Consider the following 9744-nt stretch of genomic DNA (forward strand, 5'->3'; position numbering starts at 1 on the left):
TGTTTAGTATGGTATTTTTACTAAGAAACGACTGAAAAACTTGAAAAGGATTAGGAGGAAAGTAAGTTATCTCAAAAAGAGGTTGGAATAAGGGCAGGGCTTAAAAATGTTTTTGCTTGCTCGATTAGAGGACGGGCTGATTAAAAATCCTACGCTTAAGACCATTCTTGATTATCTCAGGGTTTGCAGTTATCCTTGACCGAAGTTTTTGAGTGAATTATCCGCAATTCACTTTAGTTTAACGCATACTAAGATAATGAGCCAAATCGAAATTCCTAAATATCATACGAAGATTGACCACGATATTGCTAAAAAATATTGCTAAATATGCTTATAGTATCCAGACCAAATTCTTCCAAAAGCGTAAAATCAAGACTTTGACTTTAGAAAAACGAGGAGGATGGCAACTGAATTCTTAGGACATCGGTTAGAAATTGAGCAGATAGAACACAAAGTTACCATTCTTATGGGAAATACCCAAGTCAATCAATACTACAAAGCATTTGTCCGAGAATGTTATCACACCTTAAAGAAATATGTTATATCAGATAAAGAAATATGTTATATCAGATAAAAAAAATATGTTATATCAGAGAAAGAAATATGTTATATCAAATATGTTATATCAGATAAAGAAATATGTTTTATCAGATAAGGCAGGGAAAAAGATAAATGTGCGTTTTGAAATCCGGGAAAAGTCGTGGACTTAAAAAAGAAATATTAGAAGAAATTAAGCGATAGTAATAAAATACATCAAAAAAACATAGTTACGAATAAACAATAACTCACGGTTTGTTAGTGAATCCAAGGAAACTGATAAATAAAAAGAATACTATTATTTTTTCCTTTGGATAAGCATACTATAGAATGTGAAATAATATTTGAAAATCAATTCTTATCTACGACCAATAACCCAAATAGCGCCACGGGGATTTGAACCCCGGTCTTCTGGCTGAGAACCAGATGTCCTTGACCAGACTAGACGATGGCGCCAGTTATCAGGACTTAGCAAATAGTATATAGCAAATAGTTATTCTGTAAAGAGTAGTTTTGATAATTCAACAATTAAATCACTTTTTAGAGATTTTACAATTCGGTCAAGGGAATAATTCAACTCAATACGACTCTTTTTTATAATTATACCCCGATTAAAGTTTTCATTAGGAATTAGTTTTATATTGGGCATTAGTTTTTGCAATTGAGGATAGTCTTGAGAAGCAACAATTATCTCACTATCGTTATCAGCATGTTTCTTGATAATTTCAGTTAAAATTTGATAATATTTATCCGAAGAGACAAATTTCTCTATTGCTTGATTAAAGACTTGGTCAATTATTGCCCATTTAACTTGGAGAATTTCTTTTTGAGCGGTAAGTTGAGCATTCGAGATTAATTGCATTTCAAGTAAAGATTCTTGCCGGGCGATCTTTTCATTATTTTCTTGGGTTAGTCTTATTATTTGTTCATCAGTCGCTTTTTTGAGTTTAGCAATTTCCTGTTCGTATTTCTCTTTAATTGCTTGGGCCTTTTGTTGGGCTGACTCGATAATCGTGCTGGTTAATTTTTCAATTGACATAGAAAGTTAGTTGTATTTATTTGCCACAGAGGCACCGAGACACAGAGTTTTTTATAGGATTAACCTCTTTATGCCATTTTTCAGTAATTTTGTGTTAAAGTTAATAAGCAGACCGATTTTTTTACCTGTAATTTTTAAGTAGGTCAATAGTTGAGCTTCAAATACTGGGTTATATCGCTCAATGCTCTTGACTTCAATGATTACTAAATTTTCTACCATTAAATCTACTCGATATTCGCCAATCGTTTTTCCTTTGTAAATTATAGGAAAAGAGCATTGTCGTTGTTATTTATGTTTGCCATTTCTAATTCAATGCAAAGAGCAGACTCATATGTTTGTTCTAAAAGACCAGGACCAAGATTCCGATGGACTTCTATAGCACATCCGATTATTTTTCGAGTTAACTCATTTAATTCATTCATCTCAGTATCTTTGTGTCTCTGTGGCGACTTCATTTAACCTAATTTAACACCCATTTGCAAGAAAATTGTAACCAGTAATCCAAGCACGGCATAAGTTTCGACCATAGCACCATAAATAATTGCTTTTACTGATTCGGTTGGTCTTTTGGCAACCAGTTCGCATCCTGAAGCACAAACTTTTCCCTGCCAGATTGCGGATAATAAGCCAGCAAAAGCAACAGGTAAACACGCACCAAACATCTGTAATCCTTGGCCAAGCGTTATTGGAACCGGATTACCTAAAAGTCCGAGTTTCATTATGCCTAAAAATGCGGCTAAAAAGCCATAAAAACCTTGGGTGCCAGGTAAAACGACAAGAATAAATAGACTACCGAACTTACCTGGGTCTTCTGATAAAACGCCGTTAGCAACTTGTGATGCTAAACCAATACCGATTGCAGAACCAATTCCAGCCATTAAGGCGGCAAGTCCGCAACCAGTAATGGCAATTGCTAAACCTAAAGGGTCAACCATTTTGCCTCCTGTTAATCTAATCTATTTGCCACTGAAAGCACTGAAGTCACGGAATTTTATAAAATTATCCTTTCAATGTCAATCTTTGTTTTACCAAAATTTATCAATAACCCGAGCCGAATATTAGTTGCCTTTAGATATGAAAGTACTTGTGCACGATGAATAGCCTCAAAAGATCTTGTTGATTTTAATTCAACAATTACTTTTCCTTCAACAATTAAATCGATGCGATGTTCGCCAACCTTTTCGTGTTTATAAAATATATCAATTAACTTTTGAGATTCATATTTTATTCCATTTAGAGAAAATTCTCGGAGTAAAGCCTGTTCGTAGATGGTTTCTAAAAAACCGGGACCTAAATTCTTATGAACTTCGATTGCTGCTTGTATTATTTTTTCTGTGAGTGATGATTCATAAAAATTCTTATATTTTTCAGTGTTTTCAGTGCGTTCAGTGGCTATTTTCATTCTATTTAATTGTAACATATTTGGTTTGTCTTTGGAAGGGTGAGAATTTTTCACCACCACCAGTAAAGAATCTTGGGAAAAATTCGACATAATTTAATCGCAAGGAATGAACAAATGCACCTAATATATTTATCGCAAGATTATAAGCATGACCAAAGAGCATAAAAATTATAGCGAGAACTATACCGATAATTGGAATTTTAATCACCATCCAAGCAATAGTATTAATCGCCATAGCAATGCCAGCAGTTACCATGCCTAATGCCATTAAACGAATATAAGATAAGACAATGCCTAAAAAACTTGTGGCACCATAAAGGTTATATAATCCCCAAATAATATTCTTTATCAGTTTGCGATTGTCTGCTGAAAGCATTATGTATATTACCGAGATTATTAGAAATAAGACAATTGATAACTTAAATACAAAATAGCCGATAAGGGATGAGATTAGTATGACAAAGATAATTATTGGAAGTATAAAAGTTTTCTTTTGAGATATTTGCGAAATTAATGATAATATGGAAAGGGCAATTAGTCCGATTAGTATGAGATATTTACCCAGATTCCAACTTAAATAAGCACGGGGAAGGACAAAAAGATTGAATTTAGCACCAAGAAAGATTAAACCACCAAGAAAGATAATTGCCCACAGGGTTTGATGTAACATCAACTTTTGAATCCGTCGAGTAAAAGCAATAATAGTTGCCATTGACATAAGAATAATAAGCATAGCGAATGGCTTGGTTGTGATGGGTAAAAATCTACCTGTAAAGACATAGATAATTAGTCCGTTCAGAAATAGAAGCCAAGGTAATTGTTCAAATACCGCAGTTTGCCAATTTTTCTGTCGAAAAGAATCGTAGATTTCAATTAAGATACCATAATTAAGATGAATATAACCGAGAACAATTGAGAGAATGAAGAATGGCATTGGATTTTTAATTGGGTCAAAGAGCAATAATTGGTCTCGGAATTTGACTAAAAATTGTAATCCGAGTTTATCAACAATATCTCCAAACCAACCGCCCGTGATGGCACCAGCAAAGATGGTAAAACCACCACAAATTGCCAGTAATGTTAAAAACTTACTTGCAGTTTTCATTTTTTTTAGTAGAAGTAATGCTAATATTAAAAGGATAATACCATAACCTGCATCAGTTAAGCATAATGCAAAGAAGACGGCAAAGAAGGGTGCTAATAAGGGTGTTGGGTCAAGTTCTATAGGTTTAGGCATTGTATAGAGTTCAAGAATTATTTCAAATGGCTTAAAAATACTTCGATTTTCTAATGCAACCGGTGGCTCTTCACCTTCGTTGGGCACAATCAATGTCATGACTGCAGTCTTAAATGAATTAATAACTTCCTCTAATTTCTTAAAATCTTTTTGTTTTATCCATCCTTCAATAAAGATTACTTCATTAGTTTTTTGTAGAAGGGGTAAGACTTCCTCTTGCGACTTGAGATTATAGTAATAGTCATATAAGATTTGCAATTTTGGTAATTCTGAGACTAATTTCAATACCTCATCTTTTGTCGCTTCGATGTCTTTTTCTACAACATTGATTTGTTCGCTGAGGTCATTAATAATATTTTGTGGGTATCCTTGGAATTTACTTAAATCAATTATTTCAAATTTGGTAAGTAAAGGTCTGATGGTTTCTTTAATTTCTTTAGGATAAGCAATAATCGCGTAAAGGATTTCTTGCTCTTGGTGGACAATTTCAATGTATACGGGTAAATCTTTTAAGGCGTCTTGGGTTTGAAGATAGGCAATTTGAGTGGAAAATTGACCAAGGATTATTTCTGTGTTACGAGTTGTGTAAATTTCAGTAAGATTGTATCTCAAGTTCTGCCACGGCTGAAGAATATTAATTTCTGTCAACAGTGTCTTCTGTTGATTTGAGAGAATTGAAATTTTTTGACGAAGTTGTTTGATTCTGTTTAGGGTTCGATTTATATCGTATCTCTGAGCAAGAGAAAGATATTCAGTTGAAGTAATTTCAGTTTTAGTTGTGGCTATGCCTGATAAAAAAGAGGGTTTTTCCGTGAAGTTATTTAGATATTCAATCGCCGAAGCGATTTCATTCAAACTATCTTGTAGTGTTGTTTTGGGGATACTTTCTTGGTTCTCAGCTTTATGCACGATATGTAAAATGCCCAATTCTTGTAATCGGTCCAAGAAAATTTTCTCTTCGGATTTGTGGACAGCAATTAGGATTTTTTTAACAGGTGCGATTGCCATTACTGGAGAAGAAGTTCTTTGATGATGTGTTCAATGACCCAACTAATTGCTTTGTTTATTTTCGTATTATCAATATTTTTCAGTTGTTCGGTCTGTTTTCTGGTCTGGATTTTAATGGCTTCTACTTTCTGTTCAATTTCTTTTCGAGCAATTGAAAATTTTTCATCCGATTGTTGTTTTAACTTGTCCTTAGTCTGTTCAATGAGTGTTGTCATTTCAGATTCAGTTTGTTTCAAAAGATTTTTACCGTTAATTTCGGCTTGCTTAATTAGTTCTTCAGCATAAGATTCGGCTTTTTTTATTTCATTAATTAAATCAATATCCATAGTGGTTAGTTTACTTTAACTTTATTAAATGTCAATTGAATTCATTAGAGGTATTGATAAATGCCATTATCCATTATATCGTAAAATCAAAAACTCAGGGGAGGAGTTAACTTTTATGATGCTGTCACTTTAAGTTTAAATAATAAGCAATATTCGCATTTTTATTTATTATTGGTTTAATTTTACCTTTTACTGATGTCGCAATCGTGGTAACTCCAGGACCATGACCAGCAATCACACAGTCTGAATGGACCACAATACCAACTGAACCAGCGCCTTTTTTATAACATCGACCAAAAGTATTATCTGTATTTTCTAAATAAACAATATCACCGAAACGGAGTCTATCTAACCCCAGTTGTTTAATTGTCTCCGGGTCTTGAGTTGTAATGTCATAATCACCTGATGCTACAGTTTCGCTACCTAAGCCTGAACCCATAATCGTCGGTGGTAAAATATGGGTCACAGGAAATTCAATGTAACCATTTTTTATTTTCGGATTAATTTTTAAGAAGAGATTCGGGTCAAGGTTAAAGAATTTCACATCAGGTAAATCAAAGACTTGCAATCCTTGACCGCAAGCACGAATTTGAATCTGGTCGCCAATGACAAGTTTTTCAATAACTTCTTTAGAAAACCAAACCAGAATATGTTCGATACCGCCGTGTTTTCCAGTGACAATGCCTTTTTTCCCTTTGGCTGCGCCAGAGATTACATATGCAGTATTACCAATACAAGTATAGACATTCAGTGCTCGGTTTTCGTTTTCATCTTTATTTTTCACAGACACACCTGGTTCAATGTGGTCACCAACCCAACCAAAGACCAAATCACCAACCTTGACATTATAAGTTATGCCACCTGTGCCCGGAAAAACCGTTGCTTCGCCTTGATGCGTAAGACGATAATTTTGTCTACGGGTTGGAGACGAAATTTGTCCAATAACTGATATGGTGATAAGTTTGTTAATATTTGTTTTTATCATACTTTCTCCTTTTACTCAGTTACAGAGATACAGCCAAATTTTTATATTTTAATTGTTTCTGAATCGTTTTCATAAAATTTTATAAATTGTTTCTGATTCGTTTTTCATAAAATTTTATAAGACTAATGATGAAAGTTATTTACGCAATCAATAATAGTTGATTGTATTAGGTAAAATCTTCGCCATTCAGTGTGTTTGTTGCAAAATCTGTTCACCTTTTTCGTATCCAATTTCAATTCCTCTTATATTGAGTTCAACAAATTTTTCCGCAACGGACTTTTTAATTGCGCCAATTAATGATTGTTTTGATACAACTTTAGTTATTGCCGACAATGCACCAAGCATTATCATATTTGCGACCACAGGCGATTTTAGTTCAGTAAGCGCAATATTGGTTGCGGGTATTTCAAATTGTCGAGGATAGTTTTTTGAATTGACCATTCCGGAATCGACAATTATTAAACCGTTATTTTCGACAGTCAAAAAATATTTGTCGTAGCCTTCTTGGGACATTGCAATTAGGATATCAGGTTTCTCCACAAATGGTGCGTCAATAAATTCATTGTTGATAATAACTTCAGAACTGGTTAAACCGCCTCGTGCCGCTGAGCCATAAGAGCCAATCGCACTGCCTTCCTTACCATCTAATACAGCGGCATTAGCAAGTAGTTCCCCGGCTAAAATAATTCCTTGACCGCCAAATCCTGCAATTCTGATTTTAGTCATAATTAAATCTGAATCTTAGAGATTTGCATATTTGATAAATAAAGTTTAACAATTAATTTATCTTTTTTATTGATTACTTTCCAATTGTCCTTTATTTTAATCTTATGATTACACATACTCACCAATAATAATTTTATCAGATAGTTCTTCTTTTTTCATTGTTTTTGCCGACTCGTATCGAATTGAACGACTTTTAATATCCATCAGCATCTCATATAGCGTAGGCATCTTATTTCTGCGACCAAATTGAGTTGGGCAAGGCGAGACAACATCAATAAAGGAAAACCCTTTTGTTGTCATTGCTTTTTTAATAGAGTTTATTAAGGGTTTAATATGAAAGACTGTATATCGGACAACATATTGGGCATTACAGGCTTTGACAAGTTGGCATAAATCAAATGCTGGTTCCGGATTACCGGCAACAGTTGTTTGGGTTTTTGCATCTTTAGGTGTCGTGGGTGAAACTTGACCACCAGTCATTCCATAAATACTATTATTGGCGCAGATAACTGTCATCTCAATATTTCTTCTGGCTGCATGAATTAAATGATTTCCGCCAATTGCGGCTAAATCGCCATCTCCAGAAATTACCACAACTTTTAGTTCGGGATTGACCAATTTGACACCTGTAGCATAAGCAATCGGTCTGCCGTGTAAAGTGTGTAAAGTGTCAGTAGCAAAATGGGGACTGGGAATCCAAGCACCACAGCCAATTCCTGAAACAAAAACCATCTTATTAAAATCTAATTGCAATTCGTCAATTGCTCGTAAGATGGCACCCATTAAAATACCATGTCCGCATCCTGCACAAAACGGACTTGGAAATACTTCGGTTCTTAAATATTTGTAAAGATGTTCGCTCATAAATAACTTGCCGTAGCTAATGCGGAACTCGCACTGATATTTCTTTACGGATAATAATTTTAGATGCAGCCCAACATCTTGTGATTTTGTAAAAGTTGAGTTGATAATTTTGTAGTCTCATAAATTTTTGTTTGCTTCTTTATATACCATTGTAAAGATACTCATTTAAGATGCTTTTTGAATTCAGAATATATTTCCGATGGATAGAGCGCTTCACCTTGGGTTTTCGGTATGGATACGACTTTTTTATTACACAAGGCTCGTTCAATTTCTAAGACCAGTTGTCCTCGGTTCATTTCAGGCACAAAGATTATTTTAGAATTTTCGGCAACTTGTTTTAAGATTCTTTCATCAAAAGGCCAAATAGTCTTATAGCGAAGTAATCCAACTTTATAATTTTCTCTGCGTAATTGTTTTACTACCGCATAAGCACTTCGGGCTGAAATTCCGAATGCGACAAAAAGATATTCGGCATCATCAGTAAAATAAGTTTCCGATTCACAAATCTCTGCTTTATGATTATCAATTTTTAGGCAGAGTCTTTTGACTAATCTTTCTTGAACTAAGGGGTCAGCAACTTTTCGAATTCCAAACTCATTATGAGTTGAACCAGTAACTAATAATTTAGCACCTTGACCAAATGAAGGCATTGGTGGCACCCCATCTTCTTTTTCACTGCCAAAAGGAGGAGAGGTCTGCGATTTGTCTCTATCAAAAATTTCAATTTCTGGCTTAATAACAAAACTTTCTTTTAAGTGTCCGACGACTTCATCCGACAACAAAATCACCGGCACACGAAACTTTTCTGCTAAATTAAATGCTCTTATAGTTAAATCATACATTTCTTGAACTGACCAAGGAGAAAGTGCGATAATGCGGTAATCACTATGAGCACCCCATCGAGCTTGCATAATATCACCTTGACCCGGTCGGGTTGCTTGACCCGTTGCTGGTCCAGCGCGTTGCACATTAACAATCACACAAGGCGTTTCAGTCATTAACGCATAACCAATACCTTCGAGCATCAAACTGAATCCCGGTCCAGAAGTTGCGGTCATTGCTTTAGCACCAGCCCAAGAGGCACCAATCATTGAACAGATAGAGCCAATCTCATCTTCCATTTGGATAAAAGCACCTTTCAATTCGAGAAGCCGAACTGAAAGATGTTCCATAATTTCCGACGAAGGTGTGATAGGATAACCAGCATAATATCGGCAACCAGCAGCCAAAGCACCTTCAGCACAAGCAATATTACCTTGCATAAAATATTTGCCAGGGGTCAATAAACTTTTGATTTTAGATTTCATCTCAAAGGTTAAATGGTATGTACTGGTTTTGAGTTTTGAGATTTGCGATTTGAGTTAAAGCATTATTAGGTCGTTGCATTTTAGCTATTGACTTTTGAATTGACCTCTTTTTCTATCGTAATTGCTAAATCTGGACATAATAATTCACATAAAAGGCATTTATTACACAATTCAGGATTTTTAATGACGATTTCGCGGAAACCTCTGGCTGAGACTTTGGCTTCACGGTCATAAACATTCTTGGGACAGATTTCAACACAAAGAGCACAACCTTTACACCAGTTTCGGTTCAATTTAATACCAAGAATAGAAT

Annotated in this window: 11 protein-coding genes, 1 tRNA gene and 1 pseudogene; 1 reads left to right on the forward strand and 12 read right to left on the reverse strand. The window is 34.8% G+C overall.

What is annotated here, in order from left to right:
• Window positions 1-400: 400 nt before the first annotated feature.
• Complete coding sequence (locus N2201_06590; GenBank protein ID MCX7785872.1) at window positions 401-574, forward strand: hypothetical protein; 174 nt, start codon at window positions 401-403, stop codon at window positions 572-574.
• 344 nt (window positions 575-918) lie between these two features.
• On the opposite strand, the gene N2201_06595 is transcribed toward N2201_06590, so the two are convergent.
• The 12 genes and pseudogenes from N2201_06595 to N2201_06650 all read right to left on the reverse strand — a co-directional run.
• A tRNA-Glu gene (locus tag N2201_06595) sits at window positions 919-993 on the reverse strand.
• Window positions 994-1030: 37 nt separating this feature from the next.
• Window positions 1031-1576, reverse strand: coding sequence for a V-type ATP synthase subunit E family protein (locus N2201_06600; GenBank protein MCX7785873.1), 546 nt, complete (start codon window positions 1574-1576; stop codon window positions 1031-1033).
• 51 nt (window positions 1577-1627) lie between these two features.
• Window positions 1628-1998 (reverse strand): annotated as a pseudogene (locus N2201_06605) (GxxExxY protein).
• A 33-nt stretch (window positions 1999-2031) separates the two neighbouring features.
• Complete coding sequence (locus tag N2201_06610; protein MCX7785874.1) at window positions 2032-2511, reverse strand: V-type ATP synthase subunit K; 480 nt, start codon at window positions 2509-2511, stop codon at window positions 2032-2034.
• A 56-nt stretch (window positions 2512-2567) separates the two neighbouring features.
• Window positions 2568-2978 carry a GxxExxY protein gene (locus N2201_06615; GenBank protein ID MCX7785875.1) on the reverse strand — a complete coding sequence of 137 codons (411 nt, stop codon included), beginning with the start codon at window positions 2976-2978 and terminating at the stop codon, window positions 2568-2570.
• A 1-nt stretch (window position 2979) separates the two neighbouring features.
• Entirely contained in the window at window positions 2980-5223 is a 2244-nt protein-coding gene (locus N2201_06620; protein MCX7785876.1) for a V-type ATP synthase subunit I, read from the reverse strand.
• Window positions 5223-5549 (reverse strand): hypothetical protein, encoded by a 327-nt coding sequence (locus tag N2201_06625; GenBank protein ID MCX7785877.1) that lies wholly within the window; start codon window positions 5547-5549, stop codon window positions 5223-5225. The genes N2201_06620 and N2201_06625 overlap by 1 nt, the downstream gene beginning before the upstream one ends.
• A gap of 124 nt (window positions 5550-5673) precedes the next feature.
• Window positions 5674-6534, reverse strand: coding sequence for a DUF4438 domain-containing protein (locus N2201_06630; GenBank protein MCX7785878.1), 861 nt, complete (start codon window positions 6532-6534; stop codon window positions 5674-5676).
• 186 nt (window positions 6535-6720) lie between these two features.
• Entirely contained in the window at window positions 6721-7260 is a 540-nt protein-coding gene (locus tag N2201_06635; GenBank protein MCX7785879.1) for a 2-oxoacid:acceptor oxidoreductase family protein, read from the reverse strand.
• Window positions 7261-7368: 108 nt separating this feature from the next.
• Complete coding sequence (locus tag N2201_06640; GenBank protein ID MCX7785880.1) at window positions 7369-8124, reverse strand: thiamine pyrophosphate-dependent enzyme; 756 nt, start codon at window positions 8122-8124, stop codon at window positions 7369-7371.
• Between the two features lie 161 nt (window positions 8125-8285).
• On the reverse strand, window positions 8286-9386 hold the full coding sequence (locus N2201_06645) for a 2-oxoacid:acceptor oxidoreductase subunit alpha (protein MCX7785881.1): 1101 nt from the start codon (window positions 9384-9386) through the stop codon (window positions 8286-8288).
• A gap of 125 nt (window positions 9387-9511) precedes the next feature.
• Window positions 9512-9744, reverse strand: a 233-nt coding sequence (locus tag N2201_06650; protein ID MCX7785882.1) for a ferredoxin family protein, incomplete at its 5' end; no start/stop codon positions are given.

The organism is candidate division WOR-3 bacterium, from assembly GCA_026418155.1.
In the GTDB taxonomy this organism is placed as follows: domain Bacteria; phylum Hydrothermota; class Tepidihabitantia; order Tepidihabitantales; family CAIPLT01; genus JAOABV01.

What these genes read in the sequence shown, in the direction of transcription:
- N2201_06610 (MCX7785874.1), bottom strand. Translation starts at nt 2,511, where the DNA reads ATGGTTGACCCTTTAGGTTTAGCAATTGCCATTACTGGTTGCGGACTT.
- N2201_06620 (MCX7785876.1), bottom strand. Translation starts at nt 5,223, where the DNA reads ATGGCAATCGCACCTGTTAAAAAAATCCTAATTGCTGTCCACAAATCC.
- N2201_06635 (MCX7785879.1), bottom strand. Translation starts at nt 7,260, where the DNA reads ATGACTAAAATCAGAATTGCAGGATTTGGCGGTCAAGGAATTATTTTA.
- N2201_06600 (MCX7785873.1), bottom strand. Translation starts at nt 1,576, where the DNA reads ATGTCAATTGAAAAATTAACCAGCACGATTATCGAGTCAGCCCAACAA.
- N2201_06590 (MCX7785872.1), top strand. Translation starts at nt 401, where the DNA reads ATGGCAACTGAATTCTTAGGACATCGGTTAGAAATTGAGCAGATAGAA.
- N2201_06615 (MCX7785875.1), bottom strand. Translation starts at nt 2,978, where the DNA reads ATGAAAATAGCCACTGAACGCACTGAAAACACTGAAAAATATAAGAAT.
- N2201_06640 (MCX7785880.1), bottom strand. Translation starts at nt 8,124, where the DNA reads ATGAGCGAACATCTTTACAAATATTTAAGAACCGAAGTATTTCCAAGT.
- N2201_06630 (MCX7785878.1), bottom strand. Translation starts at nt 6,534, where the DNA reads ATGATAAAAACAAATATTAACAAACTTATCACCATATCAGTTATTGGA.
- N2201_06645 (MCX7785881.1), bottom strand. Translation starts at nt 9,386, where the DNA reads ATGCAAGGTAATATTGCTTGTGCTGAAGGTGCTTTGGCTGCTGGTTGC.
- N2201_06625 (MCX7785877.1), bottom strand. Translation starts at nt 5,549, where the DNA reads ATGGATATTGATTTAATTAATGAAATAAAAAAAGCCGAATCTTATGCT.